This is a genomic window from Gordonia terrae, from assembly GCF_051789125.1.
Taxonomy (GTDB): Bacteria; Actinomycetota; Actinomycetes; order Mycobacteriales; family Mycobacteriaceae; genus Gordonia; species Gordonia terrae_A.
Genome location: NZ_CP196526.1, coordinates 1,575,942 through 1,591,382, shown reverse-complemented (window position 1 = coordinate 1,591,382; position 15,441 = coordinate 1,575,942). Strand labels below are relative to the sequence as shown.

At 68.2% G+C, this 15,441-nt stretch carries 14 protein-coding genes; 10 read left to right on the top strand and 4 right to left on the bottom strand.

What is annotated here, in order from left to right; all coding sequences use genetic code 11:
• Window positions 1-765, bottom strand: a complete 765-nt coding sequence (locus ACSUZC_RS07235; RefSeq protein WP_238423294.1) for an ABC transporter permease — start codon at window positions 763-765, stop codon at window positions 1-3.
• Window positions 762-1,832: an ATP-binding cassette domain-containing protein gene (locus tag ACSUZC_RS07230; RefSeq protein WP_439032177.1), complete on the bottom strand. Its 1,071-nt coding sequence runs from the start codon at window positions 1,830-1,832 to the stop codon at window positions 762-764. The genes ACSUZC_RS07235 and ACSUZC_RS07230 overlap by 4 nt, the downstream gene beginning before the upstream one ends.
• A 277-nt stretch (window positions 1,833-2,109) precedes the next feature.
• Here ACSUZC_RS07230 and ACSUZC_RS07225 point away from each other — a divergent pair, with 277 nt between their 5' ends.
• The 4 genes from ACSUZC_RS07225 (at window position 2,110) to ACSUZC_RS07210 (ending at window position 6,587) form a co-directional block, all read left to right on the top strand.
• The gene (locus ACSUZC_RS07225; RefSeq protein WP_439032176.1) at window positions 2,110-3,126 is read left to right on the top strand and encodes a beta-ketoacyl-ACP synthase III; all 1,017 of its coding nucleotides are present in this window, start codon (window positions 2,110-2,112) and stop codon (window positions 3,124-3,126) included.
• Window positions 3,127-3,233: 107 nt separating this feature from the next.
• Window positions 3,234-4,109, top strand: coding sequence for a type IV toxin-antitoxin system AbiEi family antitoxin domain-containing protein (locus ACSUZC_RS07220; RefSeq protein WP_439032175.1), 876 nt, complete (start codon window positions 3,234-3,236; stop codon window positions 4,107-4,109).
• 116 nt (window positions 4,110-4,225) lie between these two features.
• Window positions 4,226-5,836: a peptide chain release factor 3 gene (locus ACSUZC_RS07215; protein ID WP_439032174.1), complete on the top strand. Its 1,611-nt coding sequence runs from the start codon at window positions 4,226-4,228 to the stop codon at window positions 5,834-5,836.
• Between the two features lie 46 nt (window positions 5,837-5,882).
• Window positions 5,883-6,587 carry a hypothetical protein gene (locus ACSUZC_RS07210; protein WP_439033025.1) on the top strand — a complete coding sequence of 235 codons (705 nt, stop codon included), beginning with the start codon at window positions 5,883-5,885 and terminating at the stop codon, window positions 6,585-6,587.
• A 34-nt stretch (window positions 6,588-6,621) separates the two neighbouring features.
• Here ACSUZC_RS07210 and ACSUZC_RS07205 read toward each other — a convergent pair whose 3' ends face one another.
• A complete protein-coding gene (locus ACSUZC_RS07205) occupies window positions 6,622-7,623 on the bottom strand; it encodes an enoyl-CoA hydratase/isomerase family protein (RefSeq protein WP_439032173.1) in 1,002 nt (333 codons plus the stop codon).
• 198 nt (window positions 7,624-7,821) lie between these two features.
• Here ACSUZC_RS07205 and ACSUZC_RS07200 point away from each other — a divergent pair, with 198 nt between their 5' ends.
• The 6 genes from ACSUZC_RS07200 to ACSUZC_RS07175 all read left to right on the top strand — a co-directional run bounded on the left by ACSUZC_RS07200 (window position 7,822) and on the right by ACSUZC_RS07175 (window position 14,155).
• Window positions 7,822-9,411 (top strand): ATP-binding cassette domain-containing protein, encoded by a 1,590-nt coding sequence (locus tag ACSUZC_RS07200; RefSeq protein WP_439032172.1) that lies wholly within the window; start codon window positions 7,822-7,824, stop codon window positions 9,409-9,411.
• A gap of 56 nt (window positions 9,412-9,467) precedes the next feature.
• Window positions 9,468-10,256, top strand: coding sequence for an alpha/beta fold hydrolase (locus ACSUZC_RS07195; RefSeq protein WP_439032171.1), 789 nt, complete (start codon window positions 9,468-9,470; stop codon window positions 10,254-10,256).
• Window positions 10,257-10,384: 128 nt separating this feature from the next.
• A complete protein-coding gene (locus ACSUZC_RS07190; RefSeq protein WP_439033024.1) occupies window positions 10,385-11,506 on the top strand; it encodes an MBL fold metallo-hydrolase in 1,122 nt (373 codons plus the stop codon).
• A 36-nt stretch (window positions 11,507-11,542) separates the two neighbouring features.
• Window positions 11,543-12,304 (top strand): crotonase/enoyl-CoA hydratase family protein, encoded by a 762-nt coding sequence (locus ACSUZC_RS07185; RefSeq protein WP_439032170.1) that lies wholly within the window; start codon window positions 11,543-11,545, stop codon window positions 12,302-12,304.
• 68 nt (window positions 12,305-12,372) lie between these two features.
• Window positions 12,373-13,275: a LysR family transcriptional regulator gene (locus ACSUZC_RS07180; RefSeq protein WP_439032169.1), complete on the top strand. Its 903-nt coding sequence runs from the start codon at window positions 12,373-12,375 to the stop codon at window positions 13,273-13,275.
• Between the two features lie 7 nt (window positions 13,276-13,282).
• Window positions 13,283-14,155, top strand: coding sequence for a LysR family transcriptional regulator (locus tag ACSUZC_RS07175; protein ID WP_439032168.1), 873 nt, complete (start codon window positions 13,283-13,285; stop codon window positions 14,153-14,155).
• A 9-nt stretch (window positions 14,156-14,164) separates the two neighbouring features.
• Here the strand turns inward: ACSUZC_RS07175 and ACSUZC_RS07170 are convergent, their stop codons facing one another.
• Complete coding sequence (locus ACSUZC_RS07170) at window positions 14,165-15,388, bottom strand: acetyl-CoA C-acetyltransferase (RefSeq protein WP_439032167.1); 1,224 nt, start codon at window positions 15,386-15,388, stop codon at window positions 14,165-14,167.
• Window positions 15,389-15,441 lie beyond the last annotated feature (53 nt).

The following is a 15,441-nucleotide window of genomic DNA, read 5'->3' as shown; positions in this document are numbered from 1 at the left end:
TCACGCATTCTCCTTCCGGAACACCGAAGTGCCCCATAGGGTTCCGAGGCCGGCGAGAATGAGCGACGCGAGCACGCCCCACAGGACCTGAGCGCTGGCGAGGTCACCGGAGAAGGTGTCGCGCACCGCGTCGACGATCCACCGGAACGGCATGAAATCGCTCAGGCTCTGCAGCCACGACGGTCCGAGCGTCATCGGCAGCAAGATGCCCGACAGCAACAGCACCGGCATCATCACCATGTTGATCAGCGGGGCCATGACGTCCTCGCTCTTGGTGGTCAGCGCCAGGGCATTCGACGCCGCGGCGCAGGCGCCGCCGATCAGCATCGTGATCGCGATGCCGATGATCACGCCGACGAACGATCCGCGCATACCCATCACGTAGCCGAGCACCACGAGGATCAACGCCTGCACCAGCAGCTGCAACATGTCGCGCATCAGCCGGCCCGTCAGCAACGCCGTACGACTCGCCGGTGTCACGCGTTCGGCCTCGATGACGCCCTCGCGCCACTCACCGATGAGGCTGAACCCGGCGAAGAGCGCGCCGAAGAGGCCGAGCTGCACCAGGAGTCCCGGGACGAGGAAGGTGTACGGGTTGTCCGCGCCGCCCGGGAACTGCGCGACGAGCGGTTTGAGCAACGGTCCGAACAGCACCAGGTAGAGGATCGGCTGCATGACCCCGATGAGGACCCAGGCGGGGTTGCGCAGGTTCATGCGGATCTGACGACGGAAGACGATGGTGCTCTCGCGGAAGAAGGTGGTCATCGGGAAGCTCCCTGCTGGTCGAGTGCGGAGGACGAGGCATCGGCGGACGGGTGTGCGGCGGACTGATCGGCGAGCTCGTCAGGTCCCCCGCCGGTCTCTGCGTCGCGCAGCGACCGCCCGGTGAGAGTGAGGAAGACGTCGTCGAGTGTGGGACGGAGGACCTCGATGGAGTCGAGTGTGATCCCGCCGGCGTCGAGGTCACGCAGGAGTCCGGGTAGCGCGCGCCCGGCCCGCGGGACCCGACCCTGCACGTGCCTGCCGTCCACCTCGATCCGACCCTCGCCGTTGCCGCCGGTGACGGAGGCGAGCTTCTCGGCGGCGGTGGACACCGCCGCGGCGTCGGCCACCTCCAACGACACCAGATCGCCCGAGACCTGGGCCTTCAGGTTGTCGGAGGTGTCCGCGGCCACGATCTGCCCGTTGTCGATGATGATGATCCGGTCGGACAGTTCGTCGGCCTCGTCGAGGTAATGCGTCGTGAGGAAGACCGTCGCGCCGCGCTCGGTGCGCAGACGCCGGATGTGCTCCCACAGGTTCGCGCGCGCCTGCGGGTCGAGACCGGTCGTCGGCTCGTCGAGGAACACCAGCGACGGTTCATGGACGAGGCCCATCACGATGTCGAGGCGGCGTTTCTGACCCCCGGACATGTTCTTGGGCATACGCTCCCAGAGGCCGTCGAGCTGCAGTTGCGAGAACAGGTCGTGGCCGCGGCGGGTGGCCTCGGCGCGCGACAACCCGTACAGCATCCCGTGGTCGACGATCTCGTCGCCTGCCTGCGCCTGACTGAATGTTCCGCCTGCCTGCGAGACGTAGCCGATGCTGCGCCGGACGGACACGGGGTCGGCGACCACGTCGTATCCGTTGACCGTCGCGGTGCCTGCGGTGGGTCGCAGCAGCGTCGTCAGCATCCGCAGCGTCGTGGTCTTGCCCGCGCCGTTGGGTCCGAGGAAGCCGACCACCTCCCCCTCGGCGATGTCGAGGTCGACGCCGTCGACCGCGCGGACCTCGCGCTTCTTCTTGCCCTTCCCGGTGTGGAACACCTGGACCAACCCGCGTGCGTGGATCATGCGGACTTCCCTTCCCGATGGCATCTCTGGTGCTTGATGTGTGCGCACTTCGTCGTGTGCTGATCGTCGTGGTGGACGGCCGAATTCCGACGCCCCCGATGATGATCGACTGATCTGACGACGAGTCTTCATCGCAACGAGGACGAATTCGGTCCGCTTTCTCTCGCGGCGTAACGATTCGCCGGAGGGGTCCGCTACTTCCCAGTAAGACACCGTGTGGGTACCGTCATATGTCGGGTCACATATTCGCCGGGCACGTTATTCGGAAAGGTTCACCATGGCGGTCATCGCAGACACCACTGGCATCAACAACATCGGAATGCTCGGAATCGGCGCCTACCGGCCCGAACGGGTCGTGACCAACGACGAGATCTGCGAGAACATCGATTCGTCCGACGAGTGGATCTACACGCGCACCGGCATCAAGACCCGCCGCTTCGCCCGTCGCGACGAGAGCGTCATGGAGATGGCCGTCAACGCCGGACGCAAGGCGATCGCCAACGCGTTGCTGCAGGGTTCCGACATCGACGCCGTCATCCTCGCCACAAACACCCACCTGTTGCTGACCCCGGCCGGCGCCACCAAGGTCGCCACCGAACTCGGCGCCAACGGCGTGCCCGCCTTCGACGTGACCGTCGGATGCGCCGGCTTCGGCTACGGAATGGCACTTGCCTCCGACATGATCCGCGGCGGCAGCGCCACCCACGTGCTCGTCATCGGTGCCGAGCAGCTCTCGGTGACCATGGACATGACCGACCGCACCAACTGCTTCATCTTCGGCGACGGCGCGGGCGCCGTCGTCGTGGGCCCGACCGACCAGCAGCAGCTCGGCCCGGTCATCTGGGGCTCGGACGGCTCGCAGTTCAACGCCATCCGCCAGGACTTCGACTGGATCACCTTCCTCGACAGCGATCGCACCAAGCGCCCCTACCTGCGCATGGAGGGCACGGCCGTCTTCCGCTGGGCCGCCTTCGAGATGGGCAAGGTCGCCCACCGCGCCCTCGAGGCCGCGAAGCTCGGCTCCGAGGACCTCGACGTGTTCGTGCCGCACCAGGCGAACGCCCGCATCAACGAACTGCTCGCCAAGAACCTCAAGCTGCGCGACGACGCGGTGGTGGCCAAGGACATCGAGTACACCGGCAACACCAGCGCGGCGTCGATCCCGCTCGCCATGGAGGACCTGCTCTCCACCGGCAAGGCACAGCCGGGACAGACCGCCCTGCTCCTCGGCTTCGGTGCCGGACTCTCCTACGCCGCTCAGGTCGTCACCATGCCCCCGGTTCCGTTCGAATAGTCCTGCCTGCGTCCGGCCCGGTTCAGCAGTAGGTGTCGCTCATCGATACCTACTGCTGAAACTTTTCTGTAGGGAACCTCGGCGGGGCGACGGGCGTCCAACCACGTATGCACCTGCCCTCCGAACTCCGCCGGATCGCGATCGAACACGACGGGGTGATCACCGCGGCAGACGCGCGCGCAGCCGGACTCGACCGGACCGCCGTCGCGCGGAGAGTCGCATCCGGGGTGTGGACCAGGAGCGCGCGGGGGCTCTACACCGTCGCCGATCACCCGACCACGGCACGCACCGCGGTCCGCTTGTCAGTGCTACAAGCCGGCCCGGCTGCCGTCCTCTCCGGGGTGGCTTCGGTGTGGTGGCAGGGCCTGGTGGACGAACCGCCGAAGACCATCACCGTCACGGTGCCGCGGAGCCATCACCGACGACCCCAGTCGGGTGCCCGCGTCCACTATCGGCGCCTCGACGACGCGGACTTCTACGAGCGCGCGGGCCTCCGTGTCACGGCGCTGCCCTATGCACTGCTGGAGGCTGCGCTCGAGGACTCGATAGCCATCGTCGACCACGCGCTGCTGTGCCGTCGCGTGTCCATTCGCCAACTGCACGATGCGGCCGCACGACGCGCCGGCAAACCCGGCGCCCCAGGGCTCCGGCGCATCCTGGGCGCACTGGAATCCGGGGCTCGCTCCGAAGCCGAACGACTGACGGTCGCGCTCCTTCAGGACGCGGACGTGGACGGCTGGATCGCCAACTACACAACGGACGGTTACACGGCCGACCTGGCATTCCCGTCGCAGCGTCTCATCGTCGAGATCGATGGTTTCGCCTATCACCGGGATGCTGCCGCGTTCCAATACGATCGGCGTCGGCGCAACGATCTACTCGCTGCCGGTTGGTCGGTGCTGAACTTCACCTGGGCCGATCTGACCGAACGTCCCGAGGACCTGATCGCACGAATCCGCCACGCGCTCGCAACCGCAGCCTGAGTCGGGTCAGCAACAGGTATCGGTCAGCGATACCTATTGCTGACCCATGGCTGTACCGGTTCCAACAACCCTCGCGAGTTTGGCCGCCCCCACACCGCCCGGTAGCCTGGAACCTCGTGAGTTCCGAGGTGATCAGTCGCGAGGTGACGCGTCGTCGTACCTTCGCCATCATCTCCCATCCCGACGCCGGTAAATCGACGATGACCGAGGCGTTGGCGCTGCACGCGCGGATGATCAGCGAGGCCGGCGCCGTCCACGGCAAGGCCGGCCGCAAGTCCACCGTCTCCGACTGGATGGAGATGGAGAAGGCCCGCGGGATCTCCGTCAGCTCGACGGCGCTGCAGTTCAACTACTCGGCGGCGGCGCAGGCCGACCCCGACATCCCGAGCGTGATCAACCTCGTCGACACCCCGGGTCACGCGGACTTCTCCGAGGACACCTACCGGGTCCTCACCGCCGTCGACGCGGCGGTGATGCTGATCGACGCCGCCAAGGGGCTCGAACCGCAGACCCTGAAGCTCTTCCAGGTGTGCCGGCACCGCGGCATCCCGGTCATCACCGTCATCAACAAGTGGGACCGGCCCGGCCAGAGCCCGCTCGAGCTGATCGACGAGATCACCGAGCGGATCGGCCTGACGCCGACGCCGCTGTTCTTCCCGGTCGGCATCGCCGGCGACTTCCGCGGTCTGCTCGACCGCCGCACCGGCGAGTACGTGCACTTCACCCGCACCGCCGGCGGCGCCAAGATCGCCCCCGAGGAGATCATGTCCGCGGACGCGGCAGCCGCGCGCGAGGGCGATGAGTGGACCGCCGCGATCGAGGAGAGCGAGCTCCTCAGCGAGATGGGCCAGGATCACGACCAGGAACTGTTCCTCGCCGGTCAGACCTCGCCGATGATCTTCGCGTCGGCGATGCTGAACTTCGGTGTGCGCCAACTACTCGAGGTCCTCGTCGAGCTCGCTCCCCCGCCCGGACCCCGCCTCGACGTCGAGGGCGAGCCCCGTCCGGTCACCGACCCGTTCAGCGCGGTGGTCTTCAAGGTGCAGGCCGGGATGGATTCGAGCCATCGGGATCGCCTGGCCTACATGCGGATCGTGTCCGGCGAGTTCGAACGCGGCATGGTCGTCACCCACGCGCAGACGGGAAAGCCGTTCGCCACCAAGTACGCCCAGGCCGTCTTCGGCCGCGACCGTTCGACCGTCGACACCGCTTATCCCGGCGACGTCGTGGGACTGGTGAACGCGACGGCACTCGCACCGGGCGACACGCTCTACGACGGCCCGAAGGTGCAGTTCCCACCGATCCCGTCCTTTGCGCCCGAACACTTCTCGACGCTGCGCGCGACGACCGCCGACAAGTACAAGCAGTTCCGCAAGGGCATGGATCAGCTGGAGAGCGAAGGCGTGGTGCAGGTGCTGCGCAACGAGACCCGTGGCGAGGCATCCCCGGTGCTGGCCGCCGTCGGACCCATGCAGTTCGAGGTCGTGACCGCGCGGATGAAGGCCGAGTACAACGTCGACACGATCATCGAACCGCTCGGATACACCCTTGCCCGCCGGACCGACGCCGACAGTGCGGCAGAGCTCAACCGGCAACGCGGCGTGGAGGTCTTCACCCGCACCGACGGCGCTGTCCTCGCCTTGTTCAGCGACAAATGGCGACTGCAGTACATCGAGAAAGAACACCCCGACCTCACTCTCGAACCCCTTGTCGCAGCTGCGGATTGAACGACCGGTGGGCACACGCACACGGCTGGTCCGCGCCGCCGCACTGATGGGTGCGGTGACGGCCGTCGTCGTAGCCTGCGGGACGGACACAGGCCCGTCGACGCCGTCCACCAGCTCGACACCCCCGCCCACCGCGCAGCCCGTCGACCCGGCGAACTGCACGGAGAAACCCCCGCAGGGCAGCGTCGACCGCAGCGGCCAGGGATTCCTGTTCCAGGACGGCAGCATCAAGATCGCGGTCACCCGCCCCGCGGGCGCCTCGGGTCGCGGCCCCGGCGCCGGGGCGACGCCGACCGATGCGACGACCTGCTACGAATTCGAGCGGTGGGGACCGGCCCAACCCGACGTACCCCCCGACTCACTGCTCTTCGTCTTCAAGGACGCCGGTGCCGGTGGCGCTCAGATCGAGTTCCTCATCAGTGAATTGACCGGCGGACTGCTGCCTCCGGTCGACGGGGCGCGGCCGACGGTGGGCCCGCTCACCAAACCCGTCAACGCGCAGATCGGCGTATCCGTCGACGGCGTCTACCACCATTCGTCGGCGTGCCAGCTCAGTGTCACAGCCATGTCGGATGAGCTCGCCGCCGGATCCTTCAGCTGTCCGACGGCGACGCGCGTCGACGCCAATCCACTCGCTCCCGACGACGACGTGTCCTACGACGTCGACGAATCCTCGACGAAGAGGCCGTCACCCGCCTCCGGATCGACGGCCGGCGTCTCGTTGTCGGGGTGGTTCGAGCTCACGCCGTAGACGTTGTGGCGGTGGCGGTTCGGGACACCGGACGTCAGGCGCCGACGATGCGCGCCACCACCGCGGGATCCACTTCCTCGATGGAGGCGGGGTCGAAGGCGGGGTTGCGGTCCTTGTCGACGAGAACCGCGCGGACTCCCTCCCGGAAGTCGTTGGTGGCCGTGATCTGTTCCGCCGCATGGAGTTCCCGATCGAAACACTCGTCGAGCCCCGAGCGCGCCCCGGCGGTGATCATCGCCGCGGTGACCCACAGACTGGTCGGTGACGCGTTCTCGAGGAGGCCGACCATCTCCTGCGCCCAGTCGTCGCCGACCGCGCCCCGCAGACCCCCGACGATGGCATTGATGTTGTCGTCGGCGAAGTACTCCCCGATCTTGCGCAGTGGGACGTCGGAGGTCTCCTCGGTACCCGAGGAGGCGAGCGCGTCGGCGAGCGAGGCCCCGGATCGAATGCTCTCCGCGACCGCCGGCAGGTCGGCGGACGACACGAAATGCGTTGCCATCCCGACAGCGACCGCGTCGACGCCGCGGATGCGAGCCCCGGTGAGTCCCAACCACATTCCGACGCCCTCCGGCAGACGCGGGAGGAAGTAAGTGGAGCCGATGTCGGGAAAGAAGCCGATCGCCGTCTCGGGCATCGCGATCAGCGCCTTCTCGGTCACCACGCGGATCTCGCCGTGCACGCTGATGCCCAGCCCGCCCCCCATCGCCGCTCCGTCGATGAGGCTCACGTACGGCTTCGGGTAGTCGGCGACGAGTTGGTCGAGTCGATACTCACTCGCGAAGTAGCGGGTGATGGATTCGGTGTCGCCGTCGATCGCGTGCTCGCGGATCGCCCGGATGTCCCCGCCCGCACAGAAAGCCCGATCGCTGGCGGACGTGACGAGCACGGTCTCGATCGAGTCGTCATCACCCCACTCGCCGAGCGTGACGTACATGTCGTCGATCATGCTCTGATCCAGCGCGTTGAGGGCTTTGGGACGGTCCAGGACGATTTCGCCGACACCGCCGGCCACCGAGGTGCGAATGAAAGACATGCCCCAACCGTAGCGGTCGGCCGGCGCGAATAATCCGTTGGCAACCCGACGCGCATCGGCTACGGTGGTCACCACTGTACGACGACCTCAGGAGTGATCCGCCCCGATGAACAGCTGAAGTGGCCCCGGCCCGGTGGCGCCCGCCACCGGACTTCACCGACATCGCGCCGGTGTACCCGACCCACTTCAGGAGTGTTCATGTCTTCGTCCATCGTGCTGTCCGACGTCTCGTTCGCCTGGCCCGACGGGACCGTCGTCTTCGATCACCTCGACCTCGCCCTCGGCGCAGAGACATACGCCCTCATCGGTGCCAACGGTGCGGGCAAGTCGACGCTCCTCGCACTCATCGCGGGCCGCCTCCCGGCGCGATCCGGGAGCATCACCATCGCCGGCGGCTCGGCCTCGGCCGAGGTCGCCCTGGTCCGGCAGGACCCGCAGGCCGATCCCGAGACGACGGTCGCGCAGTTCCTCGGCATCGCCGAGACCCGTACTGCGATACGGCGAATCGAGAACGGGTCGGTCGAGCCGGCCGACTTCGACGCCGTCGGTGACGACTGGGGTGTCGACGAGCGCGCCGTGGGCCTGCTCGCACAGATGGGCCTGCCACCCGACCTCGACCGTCCGGTCGGCGCCATGTCCGGCGGGGAGGCGACTCTCCTCGCGATCGCCGCCGCTCTGATCACCCGGCCGTCGGTCCTGTTGCTCGACGAGCCGACGAACAACCTCGACACCAACTCGCGCGCAAGACTTTTCGATGCCATCGAGGCATTCACCGGCACCGTCGTGGTCGTCAGTCACGACCTCGAACTGCTGGAGCGCGTGGACGCGACCATCGAGCTGTACCGCGCACAGGTACGTCTCTTCGGCGGACCGTATTCGCACTACCGCGAGATCGTCGATGCCGAACAGGAGGCCGCGGAGGCCGCGGTCGCCACCGCGGCCGGTGATCTGCGCAAGCAGCGCCGGGAGATGTCCGAGGCCCTGATCAAGCTCGATCGCCGTGCCCGCACAGGTGCCACCGCAGAACGCGAGAAGCGCGTCCCGAAGATCGTGGCGCACAACCGCCGGAGCGAGGCCCAGGTCTCGGCCGGCAAGTTGCGCAACGCCCATCGCGACGACGTGACCGCCGCCGCGACACGACTCGACGATGCGCGCGAGGACATCAGGGCCGATCGCACCGCGAAGATCACGCTTCCCGAGGTCGACGTCGCACCGCGGACGCAGATCGTCGTCGACGACCGCCTGCGCATCGACGGACCCGAGCGGGTGGCACTCGTCGGGCCGAACGGTTCCGGGAAGTCGACACTCATCGCCGACCTCATCGCACACGATCGCATCGTCGTTCCATATGCCTTTGTGCCGCAGCAGATCCTGTTCGACGACCCGACCGCGTCGATCGCCGGTCATGTCGCGGCGAACCATCCCGACATCTCCACCCAGGACGTGCGGGCACACCTGGCGCGGTTCCTGTTCCGAGGTGCCCGAGCCGACCGAGCTCTGGCGGAGCTGTCCGGCGGCGAGCGGCTGCGGGTCGCGGTCGCCGACGCGCTCCTCGGCGATCCGACCCCGAAACTCCTCATCCTCGACGAGCCCACGAACAACCTCGACCTCGACACGGTGACCCAACTCGTCGACGCGCTCCGGGCCTGGACTGGGGCGCTGCTCGTCGTCTCCCACGACACCGGTTTCCTCGACCGGATCGGGATCGAGAGGCAGGCCTCCCCGATGAGTGCGGAGGACGAGGCCGCCGGGGCGGAACACGCCGTCGACGTCCGGGCAGACCGCTGACGAACACTCGGTGACACAGCCCGCGGCGCCGCCCCGGCGCCCGCATACTGCGTGCGATGCCTCCGTCAGCCCTCGCCACGACTGATCCGCCGGTGGACGTACCCACCCCCGTCGTCCTCGTCCACGGGATACGGGTGAGTGGTGCGACTCTGCACCGGGTGGCCGCCGCGGTGTCGGCGACCGCCCCAGCGGGCAGATGCGTCGCCACCCCCGATCTCCCCGGCCACGGACGGCGTCGGGCAGAGACGTTCACGATGGACGGCGCGGTCGACGCCGTCGTCGCCGAGATCGAACGGTTCGGCCGCCCGGCGGTCGTGGCCGGCATGTCGATGGGCGGTTATGTGGCGATGGCGACCGCGGGTCGCCATCCCCGTCATGTGGCGGCACTGGTGCCCATGTGCGCGACCGCGCAACCGAGCCGGGTGCTCGCGGCACCGTTCGAGACCTTCGGGGCGGTCACGTCGCTCCTGCCACGCCAGGCGGCGGTCATCAGCCAGGTGCTCACCCGACTGGCTGTCGGCAGGCAGGTGTCCGAGGACATGGAGATCGGCGGCTTGTCGCTCGGGTCCATCGCCGACGTCGTGGCCGAGCTCAAGCACTTCGACGCGCTCGGCGAAGTCGGTCGTTATCCCGGCCGCACGTACTTCGTCAACGGGAGTCAGGATCAGTTCCGGGTTCACGAGCGACGGTTCGTCGAAGCCGCACCGGACGCAACCCTCACCGTCGTCCCGCGTGCGAGTCATCTCTTCCCGCTCATCCAGCCCGAACTCGCGGGACGGCTCGTCGGTGAGGTGGCGGCGGGCTGTGACCATGCCGGTGCCGTCGGACACGAACTCGACTCATAGGTCCTACCTCAGGGTGTCTGAGTCGCACCCAGTTTGAGCGTGATCGGCGTCTCGTGATCGGATGGCGGGTGGTCGCTGCAACATTCGTGGCGGTGGAGCGGCGTCCGCTGCGGATGACGGGAGGCTGGATGGGCACGATCGAGGTCACCGGTGAGCATCAGAAACAGGCGTGGGCGGACAAGGTGTTGCCACCGGTGGAGGAGGTCCGGGCCGACCTGTGGTCGATCCCGGTTCCGATGGGTCGTAACCCCCTGCGGTACGTCCTCGTCTATGCCCTGGGTCTCCCCGACGGCGGGCTCGCCCTCATCGATGCCGGCTGGCCGTCCGACGAGTCGTGGGATGTTCTCGTCGCCGGCATCCGAACCACCGGGCGCGATGTCGCCGACGTGCGATCGGTCGCGGTGACCCATCTCCATCCGGACCACTTCGGCCTCGTTCCACGGCTTCTCGAACATGCCGATGCCGAGCTGTGGATGCACCACGACGACGCACGCCATCTGCGCCACCACTCCGACGCCGAGGTGGAGAGTCAGCTCGACCTGGCACGTTCGGAACTCCGGGCACTCGGCGCACCGGCTGAGGTCGCCGACGAGGGACTCGTCGGGTTCATCCGCATGCCCGACGGCCGCACCGTCGACCACGAGCTCACCGGCGACGCCGACCTGCACATCCCCGGCTGGGATCTCCGCGCGGTGTGGACACCCGGCCACACCGCCGGTCACCTGTGCTTCGCCGACGACACCGCCGGAGTGATCTTCACCGGCGATCACCTGCTCCCGCGGATCAGCCCGAACATCTCCACCAACCCGGTCCAGACGACGAGTCCCCTCGCCGATTACCTCGTCTCGCTGGCGAACACCGAGAAGATGCGCGACCACGAGGCGCTGCCCTCGCACGAGTACCGCTTCCGCGGGCTCGGCGACCGGGTGACCGGATTGCTCACCCATCACGCGGAACGCCTCGCCGAGATCGCCGAGACCGTTGCCCGCGCACCGGAGAGCACGGCGTGGGAGATCACCCGGTCGGTGACCTGGTCGCGTCCGTTCGAAGAGCTGACGCTCACGCTGAGCCGACTCGCGTTGCGCGAGACCGATGCCCACCTCGTCGTGCTTCGTGAACGCGGCATCCTCACCGCCACCACCCCGGTGCACGATCCCGATTCGTTCGAGCCGATCCGGTGGTCGCTCGCCCCGAGCGCGCAATCCGAACCCTCAGACTCCCAGACCATTTCGACCGTCGAAGGCCCCTGACACCCATCCCGCCCATCCCACCCACAGGAGAGTCCCATGAGTGCCGTGCTCACCGAGTTCGCCGACGGCGTCGCCGTCATCACGATCAACCGGCCCGAGGCGAAGAACGCCGTGAACCTCGAGGTCTCGGAGGGCATCGCCGCCGCGATCGACGAACTCGACTCGCGCGACGACCTCACCATCGGCATCCTCACCGGCGCCGGCGGCACCTTCTGCGCCGGCATGGATCTCAAGGCATTTGCGCGCGGCGAGAAGGTCTCGCTCGAGGGCCGCGGATTCGGCGGTCTCACCGAAGCGCCGCCGAGCAAACCCCTGATCGCCGCGGTCGAGGGGTGGGCCCTCGCCGGTGGATGCGAACTCGCGCTGTCGGCCGATCTCGTCGTCGCGGCGAGCAACTCGAAGTTCGGTATCCCCGAGGTCAAACGCGGGCTCGCCGCGGCGGCCGGCGGACTGCTGCGCCTGCCGAAGATCCTGCCGTACCAGGTCGCCATGGAGCTCGCGCTGACCGGCGATCCGCTCACCGCCGAGCGCGCCCACCAGTTCGGTCTGGTCAACCGGGTCACCGAACCGGGCGAAGCACTCGCAGGCGCACGCGAGTTGGCCGCGGTGATCGCCGCCAACGGCCCGCTCGCGGTGCGCGCGACCAAACAGGTCACCTCGATGGCCATCCGCTACACCGACCCCGAGCTGATCAAGAAGCAGTGGGACCACCTCGCACCGGTCTTCGGCTCCGACGACGCCAGAGAAGGCGCCATCGCGTTCGCCGAGAAGCGGGCGCCGCGCTGGACCGGCAAGTGACCTGCCACCGGGCGTTCTGATGATTGGGCCCGCTCGCTCCGCTCCCGGCGCCCACTAGAGTGACCGGGGTGGACCTGCACCTCGTGACCTACTTCGTCGCCGTGGTCGACCACGGCGGGATCACGAAGGCGGCCCAGTCGCTGTACATCTCGCAGCCGTCCCTGTCACAGGCAATCCGGACACTGGAGAAACGGCTGGGCGTGACCTTGTTCGACCGCACCGGTCGACGGCTCGAACTCACCGAGGCCGGGCGCAAACTCGACGTCGCGGCGCGGCGCATCCTGGCCGACGTCGACCGCGCCAAGGCCAAGGTCGACGCGGTTCGCGAACTCCGGGCCGGACGGGTCGACGTCGTGACCTATGCCGCCTTCAGCATCGACCCGGTGGTCAACGTCGTACGCCTGTTCCGGGAACGGTTCCCGCGCCTGTCGGTACGCGTGATCTCCGCCGACGGCCCCGGCGGCGTGCTGTCCGCGCTGCGTTCCGGGGATGCCGAGATCGGGATCATGGACTCGGCCGCCGAACACGCGACCTTTTCTGCGATCCCGATGGCCGAACAGGAGCTCGTGGTGGCCGCGCCGGCGCAGCTCGCGGAGGAACTGCCCGACCCGGCGCCGCATTCGGCCGTCCGCGCGCTGCCACTCATCATCGACCACAGCGATCAGAACACCGCGAGCCTGTTCGCCGGAATCGTCGACGACGACGCGAAGAACGTCGTGGTCGACTGCCAGCTGCCCTCGGCAGTGTGGAGTCTCGTCCGGAGCGGCACCGGCGCAACGGTTCTCCCGCGCACTGTCGCCGACCGGCAGCTGGCCGGAACCCGTCGCGTCGCCCTCGACCCGCCACTGTCGCGGCCATGGGGGCTCGTACACCGTTCCGGCTTGCCCTCGCCGGCCGCGCTCGCGTTCATCGCCGCCGCCCGAGTTCACAGCGGCATCACCCCCGATCCGTCCGACACCCGGGATTGGTAGGTCCGCAATGGAATTGCGACAGGTCGAGTATTTCCTCGCGGTGGTGGAGAACCAGGGAATCGGGGGTGCCGCCTCGGCCCTCGGGGTCGCCCAGCCGACCGTGTCGCAGGCTCTGCGCGCCCTGGAACGCGAACTGGGCGTGCAACTGTTCCACCGCATCGGCCGGGGCATGGTGCTGTCCGCCGCGGGACGGACCATGGTGGGCCCGGCACGCCAGATCGTCCGGGACATGGATTCCGTCGACGACCTGCTCTCGGCGTCCGAGGACGAACTCACCGGACATCTCGACATCCTCGCGTTCGCCGCGACAGCGGTCGGTCCGGTCGTCGATCTGGTGGCCCGGTTCCGAGCGCTCTACCCGCGGGTCTCGGTGCGACTCGGTGAGTTACGCGACGAGACGAAGGCCGCGTCGACCATCGAGGACGGTTATTGCGAGTTCGCCGTGGCACACCTCCCGATCGCCGGGGACGATCTGGAGGTCATCGTGATCGGCGAACACGAACACGTGCTCGTGTACCCACCCGGCACCGAAGTGCCCGACGGACCGATCCCGCTGAACAACCTGCCGGCGATCCCGATGGTCTTCGTCCCGCGTGGCTATTCGGTGGCCGACGAGTTCGAAGAGGCCATCCGGGTCGGCGGTGTGCGACCACCGCTCGCGGTACTGTCCGAACTCCGCGAGGAGCGTCTGCCGATGGTGGTCTCGGGTATCGGTGGCACCCTCCTCGAGCGATCGGTGGCGGAGTCGGCCGACGAGCCCGTCGTCATCCGTGAGATCGAACCGAATGTGGTGCGTCCGTTCGCCATCGCCTTCCACCCGCCGTCCCTGTCGCCGGTCGGGCACGCGTTCGTCGAGCTGATACGCGCACAGCAGGCGTGACCGGCGGAGTCAGCTGACGCGCTCGAAGACCGCCGCCAGTCCCTGCCCGCCACCGATGCACATGGTCTCCAGGCCGTACCGGGCTTCGCGACGGTTCAGTTCCCGGGCAAGTGACGCGAGCATGCGTCCGCCGGTGGCGCCGACCGGGTGCCCCAACGAGATACCCGAGCCATGCACATTGGTGCGGTCGAAGTCGCCGCCCGAGCCGAACCGGCCGAAACCCCACTCGCGGGTGACGGCGAGCGCCTGGGCGGCGAAGGCCTCGTTGAGTTCGATCACGTCGATGTCGGCGAGCGTCAGACCGGCCTTGGCCAGGGCCTTCTCGGTCGCAGGCACCGGACCGATGCCCATCGTGCGCGGCGGTACGCCCGCGAGGCCCCACGAGACGAGTGTGACCAGCGGACGCAGGCCCAGTTTCTCGGCGACCTCGGACGTCGTGACGATCGCCATCGAAGCGGCGTCGTTCTGACCACTGGCGTTGCCCGCGGTCACGGTCGCACCGGGGTCGGTCTTGCCCATGATCGGCTTCAGCTTGGCCAGGGATTCCACGGACACGTCGGGGCGGGGATGCTCATCGGTGTCGATGACCTGGTCGCCGCCTCTGGAGGCCACGGTGACCGGGACGATCTCCTCGGCGAGGACCCCGTCCTTCTGGGCACGTACCGCGCGCGTGTGGGATTCGACCGCCAGTTCGTCCTGCTCCTCGCGGGAGATCTCGTATTCCTTGCGCAGGTTCTCGGCCGTCTCGATCATGCCGCCGGGGACCGGATAGTGCCGGCCGCCGGCCGTCGAGCGCGCGCGAACGAGGCTGTCGTGCATCGCGATACCCGTGCGGGCCCCTCCCCACCGCATGTCGACGGAGTAGAACGACGCGTTGCTCATCGACTCTGCCCCGCCCGCGACGACGAGGTCGTTGTCACCCGCGGACACCTGGTAGGCGGCCTGGATGACGGCCTGCAACCCCGAGCCGCAGCGACGGTCGATGTGCATGCCGCCCACCGTGATCGGCAACCCCGCATCGAGTGCGATGACGCGACCGAGCGCGGGCGCCTCGCTGTTGCCGTTGCAGTGACCGAGAACGACGTCCTCGACCTTCTCCGGGTCGAGTCCCGTGCGGTCGAGCATGCCTTTCAGCGCGGCGACCCCGAGGTCGACGGCGGTCAGGCTCTTGAACATTCCGCCGTAGCGGCCGATGGGGGTACGGACCGGCTCACAGATGACGACGTCGCGCATGGGAAGTGACCTTTCGGGTAGCGGGGAGCAGGAGCAGTGCGGTGGACCCGACC

Coding starts and splice junctions, on each gene's coding strand:
- ACSUZC_RS07195 (WP_439032171.1), top strand. CDS start 9,468: ATGCCTCCGTCAGCCCTCGCCACGACTGATCCGCCGGTGGACGTACCC.
- ACSUZC_RS07225 (WP_439032176.1), top strand. CDS start 2,110: ATGGCGGTCATCGCAGACACCACTGGCATCAACAACATCGGAATGCTC.
- ACSUZC_RS07220 (WP_439032175.1), top strand. CDS start 3,234: ATGCACCTGCCCTCCGAACTCCGCCGGATCGCGATCGAACACGACGGG.
- ACSUZC_RS07175 (WP_439032168.1), top strand. CDS start 13,283: ATGGAATTGCGACAGGTCGAGTATTTCCTCGCGGTGGTGGAGAACCAG.
- ACSUZC_RS07170 (WP_439032167.1), bottom strand. CDS start 15,388: ATGCGCGACGTCGTCATCTGTGAGCCGGTCCGTACCCCCATCGGCCGC.
- ACSUZC_RS07230 (WP_439032177.1), bottom strand. CDS start 1,832: ATGATCCACGCACGCGGGTTGGTCCAGGTGTTCCACACCGGGAAGGGC.
- ACSUZC_RS07235 (WP_238423294.1), bottom strand. CDS start 765: ATGACCACCTTCTTCCGCGAGAGCACCATCGTCTTCCGTCGTCAGATC.
- ACSUZC_RS07185 (WP_439032170.1), top strand. CDS start 11,543: ATGAGTGCCGTGCTCACCGAGTTCGCCGACGGCGTCGCCGTCATCACG.
- ACSUZC_RS07200 (WP_439032172.1), top strand. CDS start 7,822: ATGTCTTCGTCCATCGTGCTGTCCGACGTCTCGTTCGCCTGGCCCGAC.
- ACSUZC_RS07190 (WP_439033024.1), top strand. CDS start 10,385: ATGGGCACGATCGAGGTCACCGGTGAGCATCAGAAACAGGCGTGGGCG.
- ACSUZC_RS07210 (WP_439033025.1), top strand. CDS start 5,883: ATGGGTGCGGTGACGGCCGTCGTCGTAGCCTGCGGGACGGACACAGGC.
- ACSUZC_RS07205 (WP_439032173.1), bottom strand. CDS start 7,623: ATGTCTTTCATTCGCACCTCGGTGGCCGGCGGTGTCGGCGAAATCGTC.